This window comes from Micromonospora sp. WMMD736 (assembly GCF_049179015.1).
Classification (GTDB): Bacteria; Actinomycetota; Actinomycetes; order Mycobacteriales; family Micromonosporaceae; genus Micromonospora.
On record NZ_JBMHMI010000001.1, the window covers coordinates 3495706 to 3519910 of the forward strand.

The window sequence follows — 24205 nt, forward strand, 5'->3', positions numbered from 1 at the left end:
GCGCTCAGCGGAGCAGGCGGGGCGCGATGACCGTCTCCCGCACACTGCCGTCGGCGCCACGGCTCACCTCGTACGCCGAGACGCCCTCGCGGTCTGCGACCGCCTCGACCAGCCGGCTCCCCCGGTAGACCAGGCCGACGCCGTCGTCGGTGCAGTGGCTGGTCGGCAACGTCCCGTCGCCGACCAGCTCGTGCATCAGTGGCCGGCGCTGACTCTCGCTGTCGTAGTGCACGCCGTTGCCGTACGGCAGCCAACCCAACGCCTGCGTGTAGCCCCGCAGACGGGGTCCGAAGCTGTCGGTGGCACCGCCCACGTGCCAGCAGATCGAGCCGGCCGAGACGCCGGCCAACACCACGCCGGCCTGCCAGCACTCGTGCAGGATCTCGTCCAGCCCGTGCGCCCGCCAGACCGCGACGAGATTGGCGACGCTGCCGCCGCCGACCCAGATCACATCCTGTGCGAGCAGGTGGGCTCGGACGTCGTCGACGTTCGGCATCGGGAACAGCGCCAGGTGCGACAACCGGAACCGCGTGCCGGCGAACGCCCCGTAGGCAGCGGCGAAGGAGGTCGGCTGGTCACCGACGGCCTGCCCGAGGTAGCAGATCCGTGGCTGCGGACCGGCCTCGGCCAGCTCGGCGGCCAGCTCGAAGATCGGGCCGGGACGCAGGTCGGACGGCCCCCGATCGCCACGGAAGAAGCCCATGCTGGTGGCGAGGATGGTGGGTTCGCTGGCGGGCATGAGCGGTCCTTCCGTCGGTGGCTCTGCCGTCCATCCTGCCGTAGTCGATCATTGGCCAAGGGCTGTCCGCACTCGGGCGCGTCGACCTGCCCGATCTTCCGTCGATGGGCCGGCGCGGCGTCCGACCAGCCGGCTGGGCCGGCGCGGCGTCGATCGACCCGCTCGGCCGGCGTGGGGGGTCGGGTAAACCCGCTCAACCGGCGCGGCGTTGGCGGGGAATGAGGGCGGGACGCGCGCTGGCCGGGTCGGCGGCGGTGACGCTCGACGCGCCCGAAGGTGACGCCTGCGCATCGGGCGGGCGCCTCGCCGTCGCGCCTTCGGCAGGAGGCTCGATCTCGGCGGGCAGGTCGTCGAACGGCCGCTCGGACGCGGGCAGTTGCGCGCCCGCGGCACGGGGCAGGGTGAACCGGTCCGCTGCCGCCGGGCCTGCGGCGATCGACTCGCGCAGCATCCAGCGCACCTCGTCCGCCGTCCAGCCGAGGCCGGGCCGGGCCGCGATCTCCCCGATCAGCCGCCGGCCGACGCTCGTGTCGTCGTCGTAGAAGCGCATGCACCAGTGATGCGTCCACATGCCGAGCGCCCGCAGACCGGACTCGTCGAGCGACCGGACCAGCCGGCCGCAGGCGGTGTCGGCGAACGGCTCCGCCTCGTAAGCGGAGCGGTCCCGTTCGATGGCGCCGACGGCGGCCGGCGCGACGGCCCGCATCCGGCGGTAGAAGGACTGTGCCACGGCGCGGGGTAACGGCGGAATCGAGCCGTGTGTCGACGCCGCCACCCAACCCGCAACGCTCGCCATCGCCGCCCCCCTTCTTGAGTTGGTGGCGAGACGTTACCCGGGACGACCGACACTTCCGGGCGGAAATCTCCCGCGCCCGCCTCCCCGCCCTGCTGATCAAGAGGTTCGCGTCACGGGCACGGCGTGTCGTGACGCGAACCTCTTGATCAGCGGGAGGCAGCCCGGGCTGGGCCCGGCTGGGTACGGTCGGGTCCGATTCCCGCCAGCCGAGGGCTTGAGCAGCGGGGCATCATCGGTGGCGTGGAGATGGACTTCGAACGGTGCTACCGGGCGGTGGACAGTCGCGACCAGAGGTTCGACGGCTGGTTCTACACCGGCGTGACGTCGACCGGGATCTACTGCCGGCCGTCCTGCCCGGCGGTCACCCCGAAGCGGCAGAACGTCCGGTTCTACCCGTCGGCCGCCGCCGCCCAGGGCGCCGGGTTGCGCGCCTGCCGCCGCTGCCGGCCGGACGCCGCGCCCGGCTCGCCCCAGTGGGACGTCCGCGCCGACGTGGTGGGCCGGGCGATGCGGCTGATCGCCGACGGGGTGGTCGACCGGGACGGCGTACCGGGGCTGGCTGCCCGACTGGGCTACACCGAGCGGCACCTGCACCGGATGCTGCGCGCCGAGATGGGGGCCGGGCCGCTCGCGCTGGCCCGGGCCCAACGTGCGCAGACCGCCCGGATCCTCATCGAGACGACCGGGCTGGGGATGGCCGAGATCGCGTTCGCCGCCGGCTTCGGCAGCGTGCGGCAGTTCAACGACACGGTCCGCGAGGTGTACGCGAGCGCCCCCTCGGAGCTACGGACCGCTCGCGGGCGGCAGCTGGCGGCGATCGGGGCGGGGACGATCACGCTCCGGCTGGCGTACCGTCCGCCGCTGCACGCCTCCGCACTGCTGGACTTCCTCGCCGTGCGGGCGCTGCCCGGGGTCGAGGAGGTACGCGACGGGACGTACCGCCGGGGTTTGCGGTTACCCCACGGTCCCGGCCAGGTGGCCCTGACCCCGGCGGACGGGCACGTGGTGGCGGCGCTGCGCCTGACCGACCTGCGCGACCTCGCGCCGGCGGTGGCCCGCTGCCGGCGTCTGCTCGACCTCGACGCGGACCCGGAGGCGGTCGATGCCACGCTGGCGGCGGACCCGGCCCTGGCCCCGGTGGTGGCGGCCGAGCCGGGCATCCGCGTCCCCCGGGCGGTCGACGGTTTCGAGATGGCCGTCCGCGCGATCGTCGGCCAACAGGTCTCCGTCCGCTCCGCGAGAACCACCCTGACCCGCCTACTGGCCTCCGGCGTCGATCATGAAGTTGTTGCCACCGACGACGGCGTGTCGCGACAACAACTTCATGATCAACGCGATGACCTGCGGGGGTTCCTCACCGCGGAGGAGGTTTTGGGGATTCCGGATGCGGGGTTCGGGATGCCGGTGCGGCGGCGGGAGACCATTCGCGGGCTCGCCCGTGCCCTGGTGGACGGACATCTGGACCTCGCGCCGGGCGGTGACCGGGCGGAGACCAGGCGACGGCTGCTCGCGCTGCCCGGGATCGGGCCGTGGACCGCCGACTACCTCGCCATGCGCGCCCTCGGCGACCCCGACGTCCTCCTCCACAGCGACCTCGCGATCCGCCGGGGCGCAGCAGCGCTCGGCCTACCCGACAGGACCCTCGACGCGCACGCCGAACGGTGGCGCCCCTGGCGGTCCTACGCCACGATCAGACTCTGGAGAGCGGCATGAGCATCGACAGCACCGTCCTGACCACCCCGACCGGTCCGCTGAGCATCCTCGCCGACCGTGACGGTCAGGTCCTGGCGGCCGGCTTCACCCCCGACCCGGCAGCGCTGCCGCCCCTGATCCACCCGAGCCTGCGAGCGCCGGTACGGCAACGCGCCGACCTCGGGCCGACCACCGTGGCCGTCCGGTCCTACCTGGACGGAGATCTCACCGCCATCGACTCGGTGCCGGTACGGCAGCACACCGGCGGCGAGTTCATGGCGTACGCCTGGCAGGTGCTGCGGGACGTGCCGCCGGGAGCGCCGGTCACCTACACCGGGTACGCGGCGCTGGCCGGTCGGCCACCCGCGGTACGGGCCGCGGCGGCCGCCTGCGCGCGTAACGCCGCGGCGCTCTTCGTGCCCTGCCACCGGGTGCTGCGTACCGACGGGAGCCTCGGTGGCTACCGCTGGGGGCTGGACGTGAAGAAGTGGCTTCTCGGTCATGAGCGGCGGTTGACGGCAAGCTGACAACTACGCGGGCACCCAATGACGCTACCGTCGGGTAGTGCCTGTGGAGAGCGACGGCGACCGGGCCGCCCCGGTCGCCGCGGGCCGCCACCCCGTGCACAACCTCTGGCGGCTGCGCCGCTACCTGCGCCCGTACGCCGCCGAGTTCGCCTGGCTGCTGGTCGCGGGGCTGGCCGGCACGGCCGCCGGCATCGCCGTACCCCTGGTGGTGCAGCGCGTGGTGGACGGGCCGGTGGCCCGTCACGAGCCTGCGGGCCTGCTCCAGCTCGGTGCTCTGGCGCTGCTGCTCGGCGTGGTCGAGGCGGTGCTCATCTTCATCCGCCGGTGGGTGCAGTCGTCCTCGGCGGTGGGCATGGAGGCGGCGCTGCGCGCCGACATCTACGCGCACCTGCAACGGCTGCCGGCCAGCTTCCACGACCGCTGGCAGTCCGGCCAGCTGCTCTCCCGGATCACCAGCGACCTGTCGGTGATCCGCCGGTTCCTGTCGTTCGGTGTCTTCTTCCTGGTGCTCAACCTGACCACCTACGTGGTGGTGGTGCTGCTGCTGATCCACCTGCACGCGGCGCTCGGCCTGCTGGTCGCGGCCAGCGCCGTACCGCTGCTGCTGATCGCCCGCCGGTTCGGTCGGCACTACCACACCGCGTCCCGACGGATGCAGGACCAGCAGGGCGACGTGGCGACGCTGGTCGAGGAGACCGCGCAGGGCCTGCGCACCATGAAGGCGTACGGGCGGGGGCCCGAGCTGGCCGCCCGCTTCGCCGACGGGGCCCGGACACTGCACGACACCGGCGTGGGCAAGGGCAGGCTGCTGGCGAACACGGCGGCGCTGCTCGACCTGGTGCCCAACCTGACGCTGGGTGTGGTGCTGGTCGCCGGGGCCGCCGCCGCCGCGCGGGGCGCGCTCACGATCGGGGAACTGGTGGCGTTCGCCAGCCTCCAACTGATGCTCATCTGGCCGGTGCAGTCGCTGGGCTGGATCATCGCCAACGGGCAGGAGGCGGCCACCGCCGCCGACCGGATCCAGGAGGTGCTGGACACTCCACCGCAGATCGTGGACGCTCCCGACGCGCTCACCCTGAGCCGCGACGCGGTCCAGGGCCGGCTCCGCTTCGAACGGGTCGCCTTCCGCTACCCGGGCACGACCACCGGCGTCCTGCACGAGATCGACCTGACCATCGAGCCGGGCGAGACGCTGGCCCTGGTCGGTGCCACCGGCTGCGGCAAGAGCACCCTGCTCTCGCTGGTCCCCCGACTGCACGAGGTGACCGGCGGCCGGATCACCCTCGACGGGCACGACCTGCGCGACCTGCGGCTGGCTTCGCTGCGCCGGCTGGTCGGGGTGGCGTTCGAGGAGCCCACCCTCTTCTCCATGTCGGTGTGGGAGAACCTCACCCTGGGCCGCCCGGACGCCGACGACGACGAGGTCCGCGCGGCCCTCGCGCTGGCACAGGCCGATTTCGCGTACGACCTGCCGTGGGGTCTGGCCACCCGCGTGGGTGAGCAGGGGTTGTCCCTCTCCGGTGGCCAGCGGCAGCGGTTGGCCCTGGCGCGGGCGGTGCTCGGTCGTCCGGCGCTGCTGGTGCTCGACGACCCGCTGTCCGCCCTGGACGTGCACACCGAGGCGCTGGTGGAGGGGGCACTAAGGCAGGTGCTGCGGGCCAGCACCGCGCTGCTGGTGGTGCACCGGCCGTCGACGATCGCGCTGGCCGACCGCGTCGCCCTGCTCGACGGTGGACGGATCGCCGCGATCGGCCGGCACTCGGAACTGCTCGCCACGGTGCCCGCCTACCGGGCGTTGCTCGCCGCCGAGCCGGGGCCCAGGCAGCAGGCGCAGCCGGGAGCCGCCGGAGCACCGCCCGCGCAACCGGCCGCCGCCGTCCACCGGGCCGGGACCGGGCCCGGGAGCGTCGGGCCGACGGGACCCGGCGCGTCCACCTCGGGCGGCTGGGGGCTGGTGCGCTCGTGACGTCCCCGGAGCAGGCCGACCCGTCTCCCGCTGGGGAGCCGGAGCTGAGCCGCTGGCGGGGGACGGCCACCGACCCGGAGGCCGATCGGAGTCGGGCCGAGGCGAACACCCCGGAGGCCGTCGCCCGGCTGCGCCGGCACAGCCGGGCCCTGCTGGCCGATCTGCTGCGCCCGCACCGGGGGCGGCTCGCCGCCGCCGTCGGTCTGCTGCTCGCACAGAACGCCGCCGCGATGGCCGGCCCGTACCTGGTCATGGTCGGCATCGACCGCGCCATCGCTCCGCTGCGCGCCGGAGACGCCACCGGACTGGTCGCCGTGGCCGGGGCGTTCGCCGCCGCTGCCGGGACGGAGTACGCGGCCCGCCGAGGCTTCCTGACCCTCTCCGCCCGCATCGGCCAGGCCGTCCTGCTGGACCTGCGGCAGCGGGTGTTCGGGCACTTCCTGCGGCTGTCGGTGGGCTTTCACGAGCGGTACACGTCGGGTCGGATGGTGTCCCGCCTCACCAGCGACCTGGACAGCATCGCCGAGTTGGTCGACGGGGGGATCGACAGCCTGGTGCTCGCCGCGCTGTCGATCCTGTCGGTGGCCGCCATCCTGCTCTGGCTGGACCTGCCACTGGCTGCGGTGACCCTGCTCGCGTTCCCGTTCCTGTTCTGGCTCTCCCGCTGGTTCGCCCGGGCTTCGGCCACCGCCTACCGTCGGACGAGGGAGGCCGTCGCGCTGGTGATCGTGCACTTCGTCGAGTCGATGCGGGGCATCCGGGCGGTGCAGACGTTCCGTCGGGAGCCGCGCAACCAGCGGATCTTCGTGACGCTCGGGGACGACTACCGACGTACGAGCCTGCACGCGTTCCGGCTGATCGCCACGTACTCGCCGGCGATCAAGTTGATCGGCAACCTCACGGTCGCGGTCGTGCTCTGCTACGGCGGATGGCGGGTCCTCGGTGGGCGGACCGAGATCGGTGTGCTCGCCGCGTTCCTGCTCTACCTGCGCCGCTTCTTCGAGCCGATGCAGGAGTTGAGCCAGTTCTACAACTCGTTGCAGTCGGCGACGGCGGCGCTGGAGAAGCTGGCCGGGGTGCTCGACGAGCGGCCCGGCGTCGCCGAGCCGGCCCGGCCGGTGCCGCTGCCGCGCGGGCCCGGCCACGGCGAGCTGACCTTCCGGGGCGTCTCGTTCGGCTACCGCGCGAACACCCCCATCCTCGCCGGACTGGACCTGCGGGTGCCCGCCGGACAGACGGTCGCGCTGATCGGGCCGACCGGCGCGGGCAAGTCGACGATCGCCAAGCTGGTGGCCCGGTTCCACGACCCGGACGCCGGCACGGTCCTGCTGGACGGGATCGACCTGCGCGCGGTGTGCGACGCCGACCTGCGCCGCGCCGTGGTGCTCGTGACGCAGGAGAACCACCTGTTCAGCGGCACGGTGGCGGACAACATCCGGTTCGGCCGACCGGGTGCCGACGATGCCGAGGTACGGGCCGCCGCCCAGGCGATCGGCGCACACGAGTTCATCGCGGCGTTGCCCGACGGGTACGCCACGCAGGTGCACCGACGCGGCGGCCGGCTCTCCGCCGGCCAGCGACAACTGGTCGCGTTCGCCCGGGCGTTCCTCGCCGACCCGACCGTACTGATTCTCGACGAGGCCACATCGTCGCTGGACGTGCCGACGGAACGGCTGGTGCAGCGCGCACTCGGCACCATCCTGCGGGACCGGACGGCGCTGGTGATCGCACACCGGCTCTCCACAGTGGAGACCGCGGACCGGGTGCTGGTCGTCGACGGCGGGCGGGTCGTGGAGGACGGCTCGCCGGCCGTGCTCGCCGCGTCCGGCGGCCGGTACGCGGCCCTGCACCGGCAGTGGCGCGACTCGCTCGTCTGAGCCACGCGCCGGCCGACCAACGGCGACGGCGATCGGCAACTGCGTGGTTCCGCACCCGGCCGATGCCTACGATCGGCAGATGACCGATACGGCGAGGACGGCCCGCGCCGGCGTTCCCGAGCGTCCCAGTCTGGACGGGCTCGAGGAGCGCTGGGCGCAGCGCTGGCAGGAGGAGGGCACGTACGCGTTCGACCGTTCCCGGGAGCGGAAGGACGTGTACTCCATCGACACCCCGCCGCCGACCGTATCGGGCGAGCTGCACATGGGCCACGTGTTCTCGTACACGCACACCGACACCGTCGCCCGCTACCAGCGGATGCGGGGCAGGGCGGTCTTCTACCCGATCGGCTGGGACGACAACGGGCTGCCCACCGAGCGTCGGGTGCAGAACGTGTACGGGGTGCGCTGCGACCCGGCGTTGGCGTACGACCCGGTGTGGCGACCGCCGGCCACCCCGGTCGACGACGCCGCGCGCCGTGACCCGACCCCGATCTCGCGGCGCAACTTCATCGAGCTGTGCGAGCGGCTGACGGTCGCCGACGAGCAGATCTTCGAGTCCCTCTGGCGGCGACTCGGGCTCTCGGTGGACTGGTCCCTGACGTACACGACGATCGGCCGGGTGGCCCGCGCCACCAGCCAGCGGGCGTTCGTGCGCAACCTGCGCCGGGGTGAGGCGTACCAGGCGGAGGCGCCGACCCTGTGGGACGTCGGCTTCGCCACCGCGGTCGCCCAGGCCGAGTTGGAGGATCGGGAACGTCCCGGCGCGTACCACCGGCTGCGGTTCGCCGGGCCCGGGGGGCGCGAGGTGCTCATCGACACCACCCGGCCGGAGCTGCTGCCGGCCTGCGTCGCGCTGGTCTGCCACCCGGACGACGAGCGGTACACCGATCTGGTGGACGCGACCGTGCGCAGCCCGCTGTTCGACGTCGAGGTGCCGGTGCGCGCCCACCCGCTCGCCGATCCCGCGAAGGGCACCGGCATCGCGATGGTCTGTACGTTCGGCGACCTCGCCGACGTGACCTGGTGGCGTGAGCTGAGGTTGGACACCCGTGTGGTGATCGGTCGGGACGGGCGTCTGCTGCCGGAGCCACCGGCCGGGGTGCCCTCGGGTCCGTACGCGGCGCTGGCCGGGCAGACCGTCAACGGCGCGCGCCGGGAGATCGTCGCAATGCTGGCCGACGCGGGTGGCCTGGTCGGCGAGCCGCGTCCGGTGACCCACCCGGTGAAGTTCTACGAACGGGGCGACCGGCCACTGGAGATCGTCTCGACGCGCCAGTGGTACCTGCGCAACGGCGGACGGGACGCCGACCTGCGGGCGACGCTGCTGGCCCGGGGCGCGGAGCTGCACTGGGTGCCGGCGCACATGAAACACCGCTACGACAACTGGGTGGGTGGCCTGACCGGCGACTGGCTGGTCAGCCGGCAGCGCTTCTTCGGAGTGCCGGTGCCGGTGTGGTACCGGCTCGACGACACTGGCGAGCCGGACTGGTCCCACCCTCTCACGCCGGACGAGTCGGCGCTGCCGGTCGACCCGTCCACCGACCCGGCGCCCGGTTTCGACGAGTCGCAGCGCGGGCGGCCGGGCGGCTTCGTCGGCGACCCGGACGTGCTGGACACCTGGGCCACCTCGTCGTTGACGCCGCAGATCGTCGGCGGCTGGGAGATCGACCCGGAGCTGTTCGCGCGGGTCTTCCCGATGGACCTCCGCCCCCAGGGGCAGGAGATCATCCGGACCTGGCTCTTCGACACGGTGATCCGTTCGCACTTCGAGCACGGGGTGCTGCCCTGGCGGGACACCGTGCTGTCGGGCTGGATCCTCGACCCGGACCACAAGAAGATGGCCAAGTCCAAGGGGAACGTGGTCACCCCGCTCGCGCTACTGGAGCAGCACGGCTCGGACGCGGTGCGCTACTGGGCGGCCAGCGGCAAGCCCGGCATGGACCTGGCCTTCGACCCGGCGCAGATCAAGGTCGGCCGTCGGCTGGCCACCAAACTGCTCAACGCGTCGAAGTTCGCGCTCGGCCTGGGCGCCGCGGACGCGCTGCGCGCGTCGGCGACGGCCCCGCTCGACCGGGCCATGCTCGCCGAACTGGGCACGGTGGTCAGCGCCGCGAGCACGGCCTTCGACGGGTACGACCACACGGCCGCCCTCCAGGTGACCGAGGCGTTCTTCTGGCGGTTCTGCGACGACTACATCGAGTTGGTGAAGGAACGGGCGTACGGCACCGGAGCGGCTGCCGACTCGGCTCGCGCCGCGTTGGCCTCGGCGCTGTCGGTGCAGTTGCGGCTGTTCGCCCCCGTGCTGCCGTACGTCACCGAGGAGATCTGGTCGTGGTGGCGGTACGGGTCGGTGCACCGCGCGCCCTGGCCCACCACCTACGAGGTGGCCCGAGCGATCGAGGGAACGGGCGAGCCCGCGCTGCTGCGGCTGGCCGGGGACGCGTTGGGCCAGGTGCGGCGGGCCAAGTCGGAGCGGAAACTGTCGATGAAGGCGGAGGTGCCGCTGGCCGAGGCACTGGGCCCGGCGGCGCTGCTGGAGCAGCTCACCCTGGTCGCCGACGACCTGCGGGCAGCCGGCCGGATCGGCAAGCTCGACCTGCTCCCCGACCGCACCCCGGAGCTCGTGATCGCCTGCGCGTTCTGACCGGGTCCGCCGCCGCCCACCCCCCGGGGGCGGCGGCGGACCGGCCGTCACCAGCCGCGCAGGAAGCGCAGGCCGAGCAGGAAGGCCACCACGGAGGGCCCGACCAGCAGGGTGATCGCCTGGAGCCGGTACGGGATCCGGTGCCGGGCCAACTCGACCGCGTTGCCCAGCACGATGACCCCGGCCAGCATCATGAACGCGCCCCACCAGCCCGTCCCGAGGTGGATCACCCGGACGTGGAGCAGTTGCAGGGTCACCCCGACCAGCGCGCCGGTCAGCGCGAGCAGCGCCACCACGCGGTGCAGGCCACGGGCCAGCGGGTGGCCCGCCCGCCAGCCGTACGTGCCGGCCACCGCCAGGCAGGGCAGCACCACCAGCAGTGGCCAGCCCCTACCCATCGCACCGAACATCAGCAGCGCGCCCACCACGAACGCCAGCGCCCCGACGGAGGCGACGACGTACCCGGCGAAGGCGCGACCACCACCACGGGCCAGCAGCGGCCCGCCGCTGGCCGCGATCAGCGCGGCCGGGATCAGGATGAAGCCGGCCCACCAGTGGAACCGGCCGCTGCCCTGGGCGGCCGTCGCGACCGTCGCGGACGCCAGGCCGGCAGCGGCCAGGCTGATCAACCACGGCCGGCTGCTGCGGGAGTACGGGTCAGCCAAGGGTCTGCGCTCCGCTTCGACAGTCACGTCCACCAGCCTCGCCGGTGGGACCCGCCCGGTCCATCCGGCCAGCCCTACCCGTCGCCGGAGGGCTGGCCGGACTCCGCACGCCTCAGCTCGTCTCGCCGGCCACGCTGAACGAGCGCAGGCGGTCGATCGCCAGCACGGTGAAGCCGACGCTCACCAGCGCGGTCATCACGCCGGCCACCGGCACCGAGACGGTGGTCTCCAGCAGCCCGCTGGGGGCGAGTCGGTCGGCGAGGGCGATCACGTACTGCTGGATGGAGAGCACCTTCGTGCCGCTGACGAAGTTGCCCAGCAGCCCCTCCCAGATCAGCACGTAGACCAGGCCGAGCAGCACCGGACGCCGGGTGACGAGGCTGAGCGCGAGGAACAGCGCCGAGTACGCCAGCGCGCCGAGCGCGGACGCGGCGGCGAGCGCCAGTCCGAGGCGTACCGAATCGGCGAGCACGCCCGCGACGTAGAGCGGCACCGCGACGGTGGCCGCGGTGACCCCGGTCGCGACCGCGAGCTTCGGCAGCACGATCTGCCAGCGCGGTAGCGGCTTGGTGAGGATGTGCACGACCGTGCCGTCGTCGATCTCCGCGCCCAGCACGCCCGTGCCGATGATCAGGGCCACCACCGGCAGCACCACCGCCAGGCCGAGGCCGACCAGCACCGGCGGGCCCCACTGGCGGGGGTCCACACCCAGCGAACGGCAGAGGACGGCCAGGCCGAGCAGCACCAGCGGCAGCGGGAGCAGCAGCAGGAACCGGCGCCGGCCGAACAGCCCGCGCGCGGTGATCCAGGTAATGGTCGACATGTTCTCAGCCTCTTTCGTTCGTGACTGCGGGGCTCACTCGCTGCGCTCGTTTACTCCTCGCACTCACGTCAGGCCTCCACCAGGTAGGAGAAGACGCTCTCCAGGGACTCGTCGGACGGCACCAACTGACGCACCCGGATGCCCTGGCGCAGGGCGATCCGGGGTAGCGCCCGGGTGAAGGCGCCGTAGTCGCCGGCGCGCACGGTCAGGCCGGCGCGGTCCAGCTCGACGCCACTCACCGACGGTTCGGCGATCAGGGCGACGGCCAGCGCCCGGTCGTCGGTGGAGCGCACCGCGAAGACGTGCGGCCGGTTGGTCATGAGCCGACGGATGGTCCGGAAGTCGCCGGAGGCGGCCAGCCGGCCCGCCACCATCACCTGCACCGTGCCGGAGACCTGCTCGACCTCCTCCAGGATGTGCGAGCTGAACAGGATCGTCCGGCCGGAGTCGCCGAGGGAGTGCAGCAGCTCCATCATGTGCAGCCGCTGACGCGGGTCCATCCCGTTGAACGGCTCGTCGAGCAGCAGGACCTGCGGGTCGTGCACCAGCGCCGCGGCCACCCGCGCGCGCTGCCGCATGCCCTTGGAGTACGTGCCGATCCGACGGTCCTGCGCCGACTCCAGCTCCACCAGGTCGATGGCGCGTCGCGCCGCCGCCGCCGGGTCGGTCAGTCGGTGCAGCTTGGCGCTGGCGAGCACGAACTCGTACGCGGTGAGGAAGCTCTGCACCGCCTCCCGCTCGCTGACCAGGCCCAGCCGGCGGTAGACGCCGGGGTTCCGCCAGGTCGGCTCGTCGTCGAGGGTCACCGTGCCGCGCGACGGGGCGAGGAATCCGGCCATCATGTGCAGCAGCGTGGTCTTGCCGGCGCCGTTCGGGCCGAGCAGGCCGGTGACCCCTGGGCCGAGGGTCATGCTGATGTCGTTGACGGCCACCACGTTGCCGTACCACCGGGACACCCCGGTCAGGCTCAGCGTGCTGCTCATCAGGAGGCGACCTTCCGGTAGCGGGCCAGCAGGAGGGTGGTCGCGCCGACGACCAGCAGCACCGCGACCAAGGCGTAGACCGGGCCGAACCCGCCGATCGACGGGCCACCGCCCTGGTTGTCGGGGACCAGCAGGTCACCGAGCGACCAGATGCCCACCCCCTGGACCAGGGTGGAGGGCGAGGCGAGCCCGGCCAGTTCGTTGGCCGTCCGCGACGGCAGGATGCTCAGCGTGCCGACGATCGGGGTGGTCATCAGGAAGACGGCGACCACCCCACCGGCGGCGAACGCGCGCTTGCCGGTCAGCGACGCGACGAGCAACCCCACCGAGGCGAAGACCACCGCCCACAGCCCGGCGTAGAGCAGGCCCGGAAGCAGGTCGAGCAGCTCGTTCCAGACGCCCTTCAGGCCGTCCTTGGTGGTGAACGCGGCACCCAGGAACATGATCAGTTGCGGCCCGCCGAGCAACAGCCAGAGGCCGGTGACCAGCGCCAGCAGCTTGGCGATCGCGTAGTCGGCGCGGGGCAGCGGGCGGGAGAAGTAGAGCGGCAGCACACCACTGCGCAGGTCGCGGGAGACCAGCTCCGGCGCGGCCACCGCGACGAAGAACAGGACCAGCCAGCTCATCGCGTCGGCGAACTGGGCGTACGTGGCGACCGGTTCACCGAGTTGGCTACGTACGGCGGCCAGGGCCACCGCGACCAGGGTGACGATGCCGATCACCAGCCACGGGAAGATCTTGGCCTTGGCGCTGCGGCCGAGCCCGAAGATGGTCCGCAGCCCGTGCAGGTAGAGCGCGCCGAAGACGTGCCGGCGGCCCAGGCGGGGGCCCTCGTAGCGCTGGTAGCCGATGTCGTGGATGACGCCGGCCGGCGCGGACCGGACGGCGGATGACGGCTCAGGCATGGGTGAGCTCCCTCGTGGCGAAGAGTTCGGCCACCCGGTGCCGGCGCTGGTCCAGCCGGTGCAGCGGCAGGTCCAGTTCGGCGACCGCGCCGAGGATCAGGTCGTAGGTGCTGTCGTCGGCGAGCGGCACCAGCAGCAGCCGACCGTCGCGCGCCACCGGCAGGTCGAGCGCGGCGAGTCGGGCGGCCAGCTCCTCGGTGCCCTCGCTGACCTCGACGGCCAGCACGTCGGTGGCCGAGGTCATCGCGGAGATGTGGTCGGCGCGCAGCAGCCGGCCACCGTCGATGGCGATCAGCGTGTCGCAGATCCGCTCCACCTCGCCCAGCAGGTGCGAGCACACCAGGACGGAGATGCCGAACTCGGTGCCGATCCGGTGCACCAACGCCAGCATGGCGTCCCGCCCGGCCGGGTCCAGACCGTTCGTCGGCTCGTCCAGCAACAGCAGGTCGGGGTCGTGCACCAGCGCCTGGGCCAGCTTGACCCGCTGCTTCATGCCGGTGGAGTAGCCGCCCACCGGCCGGTAGCGCTCCTCGTAGAGCCCGACGTGCCGCAGCGCCTCGGAGGCGCGCTCGCGGGCCACCGTGCGCGGCAGGCCACTGATCCGCCCGAGGTGGGTGACCAGCTCGGCGGCGGACAGGTCGGGTGGCAGGCAGTCGTGCTCGGGCATGTAGCCGACGCGGGCGCGGACCGCCGCCGGTTCGGCGGTCGGGTCGATGCCGAGCACCGACACCTTCCCGCTGGTCGGGGCGATCAGGCCGAGCAGAATCTTGATCAAGGTGGATTTGCCGGCGCCGTTCGCCCCCACCAGGCCGATGATCCCGGGCTCGACGGCGACGGTGAGATCGGTGAGCGCGGTGACCCGACCTCCGTACGTCTTGGTGAGCGACTGGGTCGCGATCAGTGTCACCAGGCCAGCGTAGGGAGTCGATGCCCCAGGTCGACACCGGCGCGCCCCCGGCGCTCCCCTGATCCTCGCGGCGCCGCACCCCTAGGGTCTGTTCCATCGGGGCGGTCCGGCCGAGGCGGAGTCGGACCCCGTGGTCCGGTGAACGTTTGCGCCGGTCCTGCGCTCACCCGGACCCCGCCGCCGGAAAGTCCACTCCGGGGTGGCACGATTCACTTCCCGTTCACCGGGCAGTGTTCCGGGGGATATTCGACCGCCGACGCGGGAAGGATCGTGATGGTCGAGGTTGGCGTCCCCAAGGTCAGTGTCGTGGTGCCCGCGTACAACTGCGGCCCGCACATCGAGAAGCTGGTGGCCTCGCTGCTACGCCAGTCGTTACCCGCCGACGAGTTCGAGGCGATCTTCGTCGACGACGGGTCCACCGACGGCACGGGCGCGCGGCTGGACCAGCTGGCCGCCAAGCACCCGCACATCCAGGTCGTACACATCGAGAATTCGGGCTGGCCGTCGCGCCCGCGCAACGTCGGGATCGAGCGGGCCCGAGGCGAGTACGTGTTCTTCGCCGACGACGACGACTGGTTCGCCGACCAGGCGCTGGAACGGCTCTACGACTGCGCGAAGAAGTACGACGCGGACCTGGTGATCGGGAAGATGGCCGGGCACGGGCGCGGTGTGCCCCGGGAGTTGTTCCGCAAGAACCGCTTCGACGCCACCCTGGAGAACGCGCCGCTGATCGACAGCCTGACCTGTCACAAGCTGTTCCGCCGCACCTTCCTCGACGAGCACAAGCTGCGGTTCCCGGAGGGCGGCAAGCGGCGGCTCGAGGACCATTCGTTCGTCGTACGCGCCTACTTCGCGTCCCGCCGCACCTGCGTGCTGTCCGACTACACCTGCTACCACCACACCCAGCGGCCCGACGCCAAGAACGTCACCGCGGCCCGGCTGGAGCCGGCGAGCTACTTCGCGAGCGTGCGCGACGCGCTCGACGTCGTCACCGCCCACACCGAGCCGGGGCCGCTGCGCGACCGGCTGCACCGGCGGTGGCTGCGCAACGAAATGATCAACCGGCTGCGCGGTAAGCGGCTCCTGGAGGCGCCCGAGGACTGGGTGGCGCAGGTCGCCGCCGAAGCCCAGAAAATCATCCAGGAGCGGTTCGCTCCCGGGGTCGCGGCCGGCCTGCCACCGCTGCAACGGGCCGTGGCGTACCTGGTCGAACGGGGACGGGTCGCGGACCTGCGGCGGCTGGCCAAGTGGGAGTCGGGCATCGCCGGGCACACCAGGATCGAGGCGCTGGAGCCGAACGAGCACACCGTCACGGTGAGCGTGGCGGCCGAGCTGCGCTCCGCGGACCAGCCGATCGGCTTCCGCGCCGACGGCGAACGCGACGTGCTGGTGCTCCCGGTCGACGAGATCTCCGCCGACGTGCTCGACTCCACCGCGCAGGTCCGTAAGGCTCGCCTGGACGTGGTCGCCCGCCGCCGGGAGACCGGTGACGAGATCTTCCTGCCGGTGAAGTTCCAGATCGAGCGGGTCGCCGCGCCCGGCGACGCCGACACCGTCCATCTGGTGCAGCGCGCCACCACCACGATCGACTTCCGGGCCCTCAACGGCGGTCGTACGCGGGGTAAGTGGTTCCTCAAGGCACGGATCACCAACGCCGGATGGACCGAGGACGCCCGGCTGCCGCTGCTCTTCATCTGCCCGGCCGACGGCGCGACGCCGCGGATCCGTGACGAGCGGAAGGTCTGGAACTGGCTGCGGTCGGCGGTGGGACGCCGGGTCCGTCGCTGACCCGACCGCTCACGTCGTGGAGTGGCGGCCTCGACCGAACGGCGGTCGGCTGCGAAACTGTGTGCCGTCAGCGAGTGGGGGGTGTGAATGAGCAACGGCTGGGTGCTGCCCGACGAGGTGCTCCGGGACGCGCCGGCGTATACGCCGCGTCCCGGTGAGCTCGCGGATCTGGAGCTGCTGCTGACCGGCGCGTACGCCCCCCTGACCGGCTTCATGACCCGTGCCGACCTGGTGTCGGTGAGCCGACGCGGCCGGCTGGCCGACGGCACGCCGTGGCAGGTGCCGGTGACCCTGCAGGTGCCGGCCGCGTTGGCGCAGGGCTTCGACCCGCGCGACGAGACCCGCCGGGTTCTGGTGCTGACCGACGCCGAGGGCGCGCCGGCAGCCGCCCTCGACGTGGCGGACGTCTGGCCGGTACGCGAGGGCGTCGCGGGCCTGGGTGGCCCGCTCCGGCGGCTCGGCGACGGCGCTCACGGCCCGTTCCAGCGGTTGCGACGCAGCCCCGAGGAGGTGCGGGCGCTGCTTCCCCCGGGCCGGGTGCTCGGGGTCATCGCCGACCGTCCGCTGCACCGGCCGCAGCTCGCCCAGATCGCGCACGCCGCCCGTACCCTGGCCGCCCATCTGCTGGTGATGATCCCGGTCGGCGAGGGCGGGGTCGGTGGGCTCGCACCCGAGGCGCTGGTGCGTACGATCTTCGCCGCCCGCGACCGGATGCCCCCGGCCACCCTGGTGGCGGTGCCGTTGTCGCACCGCCGCGACGAGATCAGCGACGCGCTGCTGCGGGCCCGCGTCTCGGCCGCGTACGGGGTCACCCACCTGCTCTCCACCGGGGAGATGCTCTCCGGGGCGGGCCTACGGGTGCTGGTGCCGCGCGAGCTGGCGTACGACAACCGGGACGGGCAGTGGCGCTGGCGGGAGGACATCCCGCCGCGTAACCGGCGTCTCGCGCTCACCCAGGACGAGATCGACGATCTGCTCGACCGAGGCTTTCCCCTGCCCGAGTGGCACACCCCGCCGGCGGTGGCGAAGGAATTGGCCCGGGCCCGGCCACCGCGCCGGCACCGGGGGCTCGTGGTGTTCCTGACCGGCCTCTCCGGGTCCGGCAAGTCCACCATCGCCCGAGGGCTGGCCGACGCGTTGCGGGAGAACGGCGACCGGTCGGTGACCCTCCTCGACGGCGACGTGGTGCGCCGGGAACTCTCCGCCGGGTTGACCTTCAGCAAGACCGACCGGGATCTCAACGTCCGCCGGATCGGGTGGGTGGCGGCCGAGATCGCCCGGCATCACGGTATGGGCATCTGCTGCCCGATCGCTCCGTACGCCGCGGCCCGTGCGACGGCACGGGAGATGGCCCTGGCCGCCGGGGCGGGCTTCGTGCTGGTGCACGTCGCCACACCGCTCGAGGTGTGCGAGCAACGGGACCGCAAGGGCCTGTACGCGCGGGCCCGCGCTGGTCTGCTGACCGGGATGACCGGCATCGACGACCCGTACGAGGAGCCGACGGACGCGGACCTGGTGCTGGACACCTCCCGCATGAGCATCGCGGAGGCGGTGCAGGCCGTACTCGATCACCTGACCGAGACCGGCTGGGTGGAGTTGAAGATCCAGTCCGCCTGACCGTCGCTCCGCCCCTTTCCTTCCGCCGGTTCCGGGCACGCGCTAGTGTTCATCTTTGTTGGAACACGTTCGACCGCGTGAGAGTACGTGGACCCCTGGGAGGCACGGCGGATGCTCGCACGGCAGCGGCAGTCAGCCATCCTCGATCGGGTCCGCGCCACCGGCGGTGTCCGGGTGACCGACCTGGCGACCGAGTTCGGCGTCTCCGACATGACCATCCGGCGTGATCTGGAGACGCTGCACGAGCGCGGCCTGCTGGCCAAGGTGCACGGCGGGGCGACCGCGGCCGGCACCAGCTCGACCGACGAGCCCGGCTTCCACGCCAAGTCCGTCCGGCAACTGCCGGAGAAGGCCGCCATCGCGGACCGGGCGGCGGCACTGGTCCGGCCCGGCGCGGCGGTCGCCCTCTCCGCCGGCACCACCACCGCCGAACTGGCCCGCAGGCTGGTGGAGGTTCCCGGTCTGACCGTGGTGACCAACTCGCTGCCGGTGGCCGAGATCCTGCACGCCGGGGGTCGGTCCGACCAGACGGTGGTGCTCACCGGCGGCGTCCGGACGCCGTCGGACGCGCTGGTCGGCCCGCTCGCGGTCGGGGCCGTCCGCCGGCTGCACCTCGATCTGCTCTTCCTGGGTGTCCACGGCATCACCGAGCGGGCCGGCTTCACCACCCCGAACCTGATGGAAGCCGAGATCAACCGGGCGCTGGTCGCCGCGGCGGACCAACTGGTGGTGCTCGCCGACCACACGAAGTGGGGCACGGTCGGCATCTCCTCGATCGTCGAGCTGACGGCAGCCCACGTACTGGTCAGCGACGAGGCGTTGCCTCCGACCGCGCGACGGGTACTCGGCGAACAGGTGGGCCAATTGATCATGGTTAAGGCGACGACGGCGGGCCGCGCGACGCGCACGCCGACGAGTGAGGGGACGGCGCCGTGAAGCGCACCGCGATCAACCTGGCCGACGGCCGGGAACTGATCTACTTCGACGAGAACGAGGACGCCGTCCGCGACCAGCCGGACCGCCGTGACCTGCCGCCGCCGCCACCCGCGTCGCAACTGCGCTACGACCCGTTGACCGACGAGTGGGTGGCGGTGGCCGTGCACCGGCAGACCCGTACGTTCCTCCCGCCGGCGAACGAGTGCCCGCTCGACCCGTCCGAGGGCGACCGGCTGACCGAGATCCCCGCACCGGAATACGACGTCGTGGTCTTCGAGAACCGGTTTCCCTCGTTCAGCGGCCGGGTCGTCGACGAGCCCGGCGAAATCACCCCCTTCACGCAGGTGCGACCGGGCCAGGGACGGTGCGAGGTGGTCTGCTTCACCTCCGACCACAACGCCTCCTTCGCCAGCCTCCCGCCGCGCCGGGTGCGCACCGTGCTGGACGCGCTCGCCGACCGGACCGAGGTGCTCGGCGAACTGCCCGGGGTGGAGCAGATCTTCTGCTTCGAGAACCGGGGTGTCGAGATCGGTGTCACACTGCACCACCCGCACGGGCAGATCTACGCGTACCCCTTCGTGACGCCGCGCACCCGGGCGTTGCTCGCCGCGGCACGCCGGCACGCCGAGCGCACCGGCGGGGGCAACCTGTACGCGGACGTGCTGGCCGCCGAGCGCGCCACCGGCGACCGGGTCGTCACCGAGAACGAGCACTGGACGGCGTTCGTGCCGGCGGCAGCCCGCTGGCCGTTCGAGGTGCACCTCGCGCCGCGGCGCGTGGTACCGGACATCCCGGCCCTGAACGACAGCGAGCGGGACGCCTTCGGGCCGCTCTACCTGGACCTGCTGCGCCGCTTCGACAGCCTGTTCGACATGCCGATGCCCTACATCGCGTCGTGGCAGCAGGCGCCGGTGCGGATCGACCGCGAGCTGGGCCACCTGCACCTTCAGCTCTTCAGCATCCGACGGGCCAAGGACAAGCTGAAGTACCTGGCCGGTTCCGAGTCGGGCATGGGTGTCTTCATCAACGACATCTCCCCCGAACGCGCCGCCGAACTGCTGCGCGCCGCCTGACCGTTCCCCCGAGTGCGGCACGTCGCCGTGAACCCCGGCGGCGAGCGCCAGTGAGCGTCGGGGAACAGGGCGCGGGGGGCCCGGGACAGGGCCCCCCGCAGGGAAGGGACGGCTGGCTGTGCGCGACACAGCCGGGAAGGCTGGCTGATCGGCACACACACCGCGGTCGACCTCGGTCAACCTTCTCGGACGCGACTGGCATCTCGTCCACCCTGGTCAACGAGGCGCCCCGAGGCCGGTGACGCCGCCCGCGTGTCGCCCGCCGGACACAGCGGAGCCCGCCGGCGGCTGCCGACGGGCTCCGGTGGTGAGGCTCTGGTCAGGCGGCGAGCCGGCGGGCCAGGTTCTCGTCGAGCGCGTTCATGAACTCGTCGGTGGTCAGCCACGGGGCGTCGCGCGAGATGAGCAGCGCGAGGTCCTTGGTCATCTGACCGCCCTCGACGGTGTCGACGATGACCTGCTCCAGGGTGTTGGCGAACTCGGTGACCGCCGGGGTGCCATCCAGCTTGCCCCGGTGGGCCAGGCCCCGGGTCCAGGCGTAGATCGACGCGATCGGGTTGGTCGAGGTCTTCTCGCCCTTCTGGTACTGCCGGTAGTGCCGGGTGACCGTGCCGTGCGCCGCCTCGGCCTCGACGGTACGACCGTCCGGGGAGAGCAGCACCGAGGTCATCAGGCCCAGCGAGCCGAAGCCCTGCGCGACGGTGTCGGACTGCACGTCACCGTCGTAGTTCTTGCAGGCCCAGACGTACCCGCCCTCCCACTTGAGCGCGGCGGCGACCATGTCGTCGATGAGCCGGTGCTCGTAGGTCAGGCCAGCGGCGTCGAACTCGGCCTTGAACTCCGCCTCGAACACCTCGGCGAAGATGTCCTTGAACCGGCCGTCGTACGCCTTGAGGATGGTGTTCTTGGTCGACATGTAGACCGGGTAGTTGCGGTCCAGGCCGTACCGGAACGAGGCGCGGGCGAAGTCCCGGATCGACTCGTCGTAGTTGTACATGCCCATGGCGATGCCGCCGCCGGGGAAGTTGGCGACCTCCATCTCCATCGGCGTGCCGCCGTCGGCCGGGGTGTAGGTGATGGTCACCGTGCCCGGGCCGGGGACGACGAAGTCGGTGGCCTTGTACTGGTCACCGTGGGCGTGCCGGCCGATGATGATCGGCTTGGTCCAGCCGGGGACCAGGCGCGGCACGTTGGACATGATGATCGGCTCACGGAAGACGACGCCGCCGAGGATGTTGCGGATGGTGCCGTTGGGCGACCGCCACATCTTCTTCAGGCCGAACTCCTCGACCCGGGCCTCGTCCGGGGTGATGGTGGCGCACTTGACGCCGACGCCGTGCTCCTTGATGGCGTTGGCGGCGTCAATGGTGACCTGGTCGTCGGTCTCGTCGCGGTACTGGATCGACAGGTCGTAGTAGTGCAGGTCGACGTCGAGGTAGGGCAGGATCAGCTGCTCCCGGATCTGCTTCCAGATGATCCGGGTCATCTCGTCGCCGTCGAGCTCCACGACCGGGTTGTTTACCTTGATCTTCGCCATCGGCCGGCGCTCCTCTCGGGGGACACGTGCTCAAGCAGTACGAGCGTACTGCAATTGGCCCGGCAGCCCCCAGCCGGCCTCGGCCGACCACTGAAACCAGGCTGCCCGGCACAGCAGTTCCCCGACACGGCCGCGCGATGCCACCGACCCACACCCCCAGATCCACCGAAATCCCCCCACCCCCCGCCCCCCGCTCCCGCGCCACCCCTCCGGCCCGCGCCGGTCCACCGGATGATCATGAAGTTATTGCCCGCCCGCACGGCGCGTCGGGACAACAACTTCATGATCACCGCCCGGATCGGGGCCGGGGGCCGGGGTGGGTGGGGGGTGGGTGGGGGGGTGGGTGGGGGGGTGGGTGGGGGGGTGGGTGGGGGGGTGGGTGGGGGGGTGGGTGGGGCGTGAAAAGGGCGCGTCGGCGGAGCCGGCGCGCCCTTTTCTGCGTTCGTGGGTACTACATGCTGGAGATGTCGCTCTGCTTGGCGCGGACGGCCTCGGCGGCCTCCAGGAGGCTGGCACGCTCGTCGGCGTCCAGGTCGGTCTCGACGACCCGACGGACGCCCTCGGCGCCGATCTCGGCCTCGACGCCCAGGTAGACGCCGGAGATGCCGTACTCACCGTCGACCCAGGCGCAGACCGGCATGACGTCGCCGGAGTCCTCGGCCACGGCCTTCGCCATCCGGGCGGCGGCGGCGGACGGGGCGTAGTACGCCGAACCGGTCTTGAGCAGCGCGACGACCTCGGCGCCACCGTTACGGGTCTTGACGACCAGCTCTTCGATCTGCTCGGCCGGCATGGCGTCGCGCAGCGGCTTGCCGTTGACGGTGCTCTGCGACGGCACCGGGACCATGGTGTCGCCGTGCGAGCCGAGGGTCAGGGTGCGTACGGACGCCACGGGCACGTTCAGCGCCTCGGCGACGAAGTTGCTGAACCGCGCGGTGTCGAGCATGCCGGCCTGGCCGAGGACCCGGTTCTTGGGGAACTGGGTGGCGATCTGCGCCAGGGCGGTCATCTCGTCCAGCGGGTTGGAGACGACGATGACGACGGCGCTCGGGGCGTACTTGGCGACGTTCTCGGCGACCTGGCGGACGATCTTGGCGTTGGTCTCGAGGAGGTCCATCCGGCTCATGCCCGGCTTGCGGGGCAGACCGGCGGTGATGACCACGACGTCGGAGCCCTCGATGGCCTCGTAGCCCTCGCCGTTCGGGCCGGTGGTCACGCCGACCACCTTGGTCTCGAAGCCCTCGATGGCCCGCGACTGGTTGAGGTCGAGCGCGAGGCCCGCGGGCTTGCCCTCCACGATGTCGGTGATCACTACAGTGTCGAAGACGTCGTACTCGGCCAGGCGCTGTGCGGTGGTGGAGCCGTAGAACCCAGCCCCGACGACAGTGACCTTCTTACCCATGGTCGTCCCACTCCCTGATACCAGTCGGTTTTCCGGACCGTATCAGCCATCCTGACACCGATCGGGCCAGGGGCGGCGGCCTTCCCCGGGATGGGGTGAACGTCACCGGTGTCCCCCGGCGCACGGGGTCAGCCGCGTTCGGCGCGCTCCACCACGTTGGTCAGCAACATCGCGCGGGTCATCGGGCCGACACCGCCGGGCATCGGGACGAGCGCGCCGGCCGTCTCGGCCACCTCCGGGTCGACGTCCCCGGTGTAGCGGCCCTTGCCGTCGGGACCGATCACCCGCGTGATGCCGACGTCCACCACCACCGCGCCGGGATTGATCATGTCAGCGGTCAGCAGCCCGGGTACGCCGGCCGCGACGATGACGATGTCGGCGGCACGGGTGTGCGAGGCGAGGTCGAGGGTGCCGGTGTGGCAGAGGGTCACCGTGGCGTTCTCGCTGCGACGGGTGAGCAGCAGGCCGAGCGGGCGGCCGACGGTGTTGCCCCGGCCCACGACTGCCACGGTGGCGCCCCGCAGCGCCACGTCGTGGCGGCGGAGCAGCTCGACGATGCCGCGCGGGGTGCAGGGCAGCGGACCGTCGTAGCCGAGGACCAGACGGCCGAGGTTGACCGGGTGCAGGCCGTCCGCGTCCTTGTCGGGGTCGATCAGCTCCAGCACCCGCTGGGTGTCCAGGTGGGCGGGCAGCGGCAGTTGGACGATGTAGCCGTGGCACGCCGGGTCGGCGTTCAGCTCGGCGATCACGTCGTCGACCTGCTGCTGGGTGGCGTCGGCCGGCAGCTCCCGGCGGATCGAGGCGATGCCCACCTCGGCGCAGTCGCGGTGCTTGCCGTTGACGTACGCCTGGCTTCCCGGGTCGGCCCCGACCAGGACCGTGCCGAGCCCGGGGATGATGCCGCGCTCCGCGAGAGCCTTCACCCGTGTCCGCAGCTCGTCCTTGATCTCCGCTGCGGTCGCCTTGCCGTCCAGAAGCGTCGCCGTCACGACCAGATCGTCTCATGTCCGGCACCTGCCGTTCCCGGGACCTCGCTCCGGTCGACCGTAGGGGCTCTGATCACACGCCCGCTGGTGACGATGAGTCACGTGCTCTTCATCACTATCAGTGACTGTTTGTGTAACTGGTCACCGCTGAAACGGTCAGCGGCCGCAGGACTGGCCGGCACCGGTCGAATCGCCGGAGGGCAACCGAAATCGCCCCAGCAGCGCACTCAGGATCGCCAACATCCCGGCCGAACGCCGAGGTCAGCACCGCCTATCCGGTTTGGGGTAGCACGCGTTGAGACCACCCGCAAGCAGGTGCACCTGGAACCGTTACCCGCCCGC

At 72.1% G+C, this 24205-nt stretch carries 17 protein-coding genes and 3 pseudogenes; 10 read left to right on the plus strand and 10 right to left on the minus strand.

Annotated elements, in window-relative coordinates; genetic code table 11:
- Positions 1–4 precede the first annotated feature (4 nt).
- Both ACN269_RS15390 and ACN269_RS15395 read right to left on the minus strand, forming a co-directional pair.
- Positions 5–739: a Type 1 glutamine amidotransferase-like domain-containing protein gene (locus tag ACN269_RS15390; protein ID WP_421473100.1), complete on the minus strand. Its 735-nt coding sequence runs from the start codon at positions 737–739 to the stop codon at positions 5–7.
- Positions 740–1109: 370 nt separating this feature from the next.
- Positions 1110–1535, minus strand: a pseudogene (locus ACN269_RS15395) (hypothetical protein); the annotation flags it as partial.
- Positions 1536–1775: 240 nt separating this feature from the next.
- On the opposite strand from ACN269_RS15395, the pseudogene ACN269_RS15400 reads away from it, so the two are divergent.
- The 6 genes and pseudogenes from ACN269_RS15400 to valS form a co-directional block, all read left to right on the plus strand.
- Positions 1776–2798, plus strand: a pseudogene (locus tag ACN269_RS15400) (bifunctional transcriptional activator/DNA repair enzyme AdaA); the annotation flags it as partial.
- 87 nt (positions 2799–2885) lie between these two features.
- Positions 2886–3248, plus strand: a pseudogene (locus ACN269_RS15405) (DNA-3-methyladenine glycosylase family protein); the annotation flags it as partial.
- Positions 3245–3754, plus strand: a complete 510-nt coding sequence (locus ACN269_RS15410; RefSeq protein WP_421473101.1) for a methylated-DNA--[protein]-cysteine S-methyltransferase — start codon at positions 3245–3247, stop codon at positions 3752–3754. The pseudogene ACN269_RS15405 and the gene ACN269_RS15410, both read left to right, overlap by 4 nt.
- A 37-nt stretch (positions 3755–3791) precedes the next feature.
- Positions 3792–5720, plus strand: coding sequence for an ABC transporter ATP-binding protein (locus ACN269_RS15415; protein ID WP_421473102.1), 1929 nt, complete (start codon positions 3792–3794; stop codon positions 5718–5720).
- Complete coding sequence (locus ACN269_RS15420; protein ID WP_421473103.1) at positions 5717–7597, plus strand: ABC transporter ATP-binding protein; 1881 nt, start codon at positions 5717–5719, stop codon at positions 7595–7597. The genes ACN269_RS15415 and ACN269_RS15420 overlap by 4 nt, the downstream gene beginning before the upstream one ends.
- Positions 7598–7676: 79 nt before the next feature.
- Positions 7677–10241, plus strand: a complete 2565-nt coding sequence (gene valS, locus ACN269_RS15425; protein ID WP_421473104.1) for a valine--tRNA ligase — start codon at positions 7677–7679, stop codon at positions 10239–10241.
- Between the two features lie 47 nt (positions 10242–10288).
- Here the strand turns inward: valS and ACN269_RS15430 are convergent, their stop codons facing one another.
- The 5 genes from ACN269_RS15430 to ACN269_RS15450 form a co-directional block, all read right to left on the minus strand.
- Positions 10289–10933, minus strand: a complete 645-nt coding sequence (locus ACN269_RS15430; protein WP_421473105.1) for a hypothetical protein — start codon at positions 10931–10933, stop codon at positions 10289–10291.
- 85 nt (positions 10934–11018) lie between these two features.
- Positions 11019–11729, minus strand: coding sequence for an ABC transporter permease subunit (locus ACN269_RS15435; RefSeq protein ID WP_421473106.1), 711 nt, complete (start codon positions 11727–11729; stop codon positions 11019–11021).
- A 68-nt stretch (positions 11730–11797) separates the two neighbouring features.
- Positions 11798–12712: an ABC transporter ATP-binding protein gene (locus ACN269_RS15440; RefSeq protein WP_421473107.1), complete on the minus strand. Its 915-nt coding sequence runs from the start codon at positions 12710–12712 to the stop codon at positions 11798–11800.
- Positions 12712–13617: an ABC transporter permease gene (locus tag ACN269_RS15445; protein WP_421473108.1), complete on the minus strand. Its 906-nt coding sequence runs from the start codon at positions 13615–13617 to the stop codon at positions 12712–12714. The genes ACN269_RS15440 and ACN269_RS15445 overlap by 1 nt, the downstream gene beginning before the upstream one ends.
- Positions 13610–14524 carry an ABC transporter ATP-binding protein gene (locus ACN269_RS15450; protein WP_421473109.1) on the minus strand — a complete coding sequence of 305 codons (915 nt, stop codon included), beginning with the start codon at positions 14522–14524 and terminating at the stop codon, positions 13610–13612. Before ACN269_RS15450 ends, ACN269_RS15445 begins: the two co-directional genes overlap by 8 nt.
- A 273-nt stretch (positions 14525–14797) precedes the next feature.
- Here ACN269_RS15450 and ACN269_RS15455 point away from each other — a divergent pair, with 273 nt between their 5' ends.
- The 4 genes from ACN269_RS15455 to galT all read left to right on the plus strand — a co-directional run bounded on the left by ACN269_RS15455 (position 14798) and on the right by galT (position 19938).
- Positions 14798–16312 carry a glycosyltransferase family 2 protein gene (locus tag ACN269_RS15455; RefSeq protein WP_421473110.1) on the plus strand — a complete coding sequence of 505 codons (1515 nt, stop codon included), beginning with the start codon at positions 14798–14800 and terminating at the stop codon, positions 16310–16312.
- Positions 16313–16399: 87 nt separating this feature from the next.
- Entirely contained in the window at positions 16400–17929 is a 1530-nt protein-coding gene (gene cysC, locus ACN269_RS15460) for an adenylyl-sulfate kinase (RefSeq protein ID WP_421473111.1), read from the plus strand.
- Between the two features lie 111 nt (positions 17930–18040).
- Complete coding sequence (locus ACN269_RS15465; RefSeq protein WP_421473112.1) at positions 18041–18865, plus strand: DeoR/GlpR family DNA-binding transcription regulator; 825 nt, start codon at positions 18041–18043, stop codon at positions 18863–18865.
- Positions 18862–19938 (plus strand): galactose-1-phosphate uridylyltransferase, encoded by a 1077-nt coding sequence (gene galT / locus ACN269_RS15470; RefSeq protein WP_421473113.1) that lies wholly within the window; start codon positions 18862–18864, stop codon positions 19936–19938. The genes ACN269_RS15465 and galT overlap by 4 nt, the downstream gene beginning before the upstream one ends.
- Positions 19939–20257: 319 nt before the next feature.
- Here galT and ACN269_RS15475 read toward each other — a convergent pair whose 3' ends face one another.
- From ACN269_RS15475 to ACN269_RS15485, 3 genes are all read right to left on the minus strand, one after another.
- On the minus strand, positions 20258–21475 hold the full coding sequence (locus ACN269_RS15475) for an NADP-dependent isocitrate dehydrogenase (RefSeq protein WP_421473114.1): 1218 nt from the start codon (positions 21473–21475) through the stop codon (positions 20258–20260).
- A 451-nt stretch (positions 21476–21926) separates the two neighbouring features.
- The gene (locus ACN269_RS15480; RefSeq protein ID WP_421473115.1) at positions 21927–22877 is read right to left on the minus strand and encodes a malate dehydrogenase; all 951 of its coding nucleotides are present in this window, start codon (positions 22875–22877) and stop codon (positions 21927–21929) included.
- Between the two features lie 128 nt (positions 22878–23005).
- Complete coding sequence (locus tag ACN269_RS15485) at positions 23006–23866, minus strand: bifunctional methylenetetrahydrofolate dehydrogenase/methenyltetrahydrofolate cyclohydrolase (RefSeq protein ID WP_421473116.1); 861 nt, start codon at positions 23864–23866, stop codon at positions 23006–23008.
- Positions 23867–24205 lie beyond the last annotated feature (339 nt).

Excerpts from the sequence above, each read along its gene's own strand:
- ACN269_RS15390 (WP_421473100.1), bottom strand. The coding sequence starts at position 739 with ATGCCCGCCAGCGAACCCACCATCCTCGCCACCAGCATGGGCTTCTTC.
- ACN269_RS15410 (WP_421473101.1), top strand. The coding sequence starts at position 3,245 with ATGAGCATCGACAGCACCGTCCTGACCACCCCGACCGGTCCGCTGAGC.
- valS (WP_421473104.1), top strand. The coding sequence starts at position 7,677 with ATGACCGATACGGCGAGGACGGCCCGCGCCGGCGTTCCCGAGCGTCCC.
- ACN269_RS15435 (WP_421473106.1), bottom strand. The coding sequence starts at position 11,729 with ATGTCGACCATTACCTGGATCACCGCGCGCGGGCTGTTCGGCCGGCGC.
- ACN269_RS15440 (WP_421473107.1), bottom strand. The coding sequence starts at position 12,712 with ATGAGCAGCACGCTGAGCCTGACCGGGGTGTCCCGGTGGTACGGCAAC.
- ACN269_RS15445 (WP_421473108.1), bottom strand. The coding sequence starts at position 13,617 with ATGCCTGAGCCGTCATCCGCCGTCCGGTCCGCGCCGGCCGGCGTCATC.
- ACN269_RS15455 (WP_421473110.1), top strand. The coding sequence starts at position 14,798 with ATGGTCGAGGTTGGCGTCCCCAAGGTCAGTGTCGTGGTGCCCGCGTAC.
- cysC (WP_421473111.1), top strand. The coding sequence starts at position 16,400 with ATGAGCAACGGCTGGGTGCTGCCCGACGAGGTGCTCCGGGACGCGCCG.
- ACN269_RS15465 (WP_421473112.1), top strand. The coding sequence starts at position 18,041 with ATGCTCGCACGGCAGCGGCAGTCAGCCATCCTCGATCGGGTCCGCGCC.
- ACN269_RS15475 (WP_421473114.1), bottom strand. The coding sequence starts at position 21,475 with ATGGCGAAGATCAAGGTAAACAACCCGGTCGTGGAGCTCGACGGCGAC.
- ACN269_RS15480 (WP_421473115.1), bottom strand. The coding sequence starts at position 22,877 with ATGGGTAAGAAGGTCACTGTCGTCGGGGCTGGGTTCTACGGCTCCACC.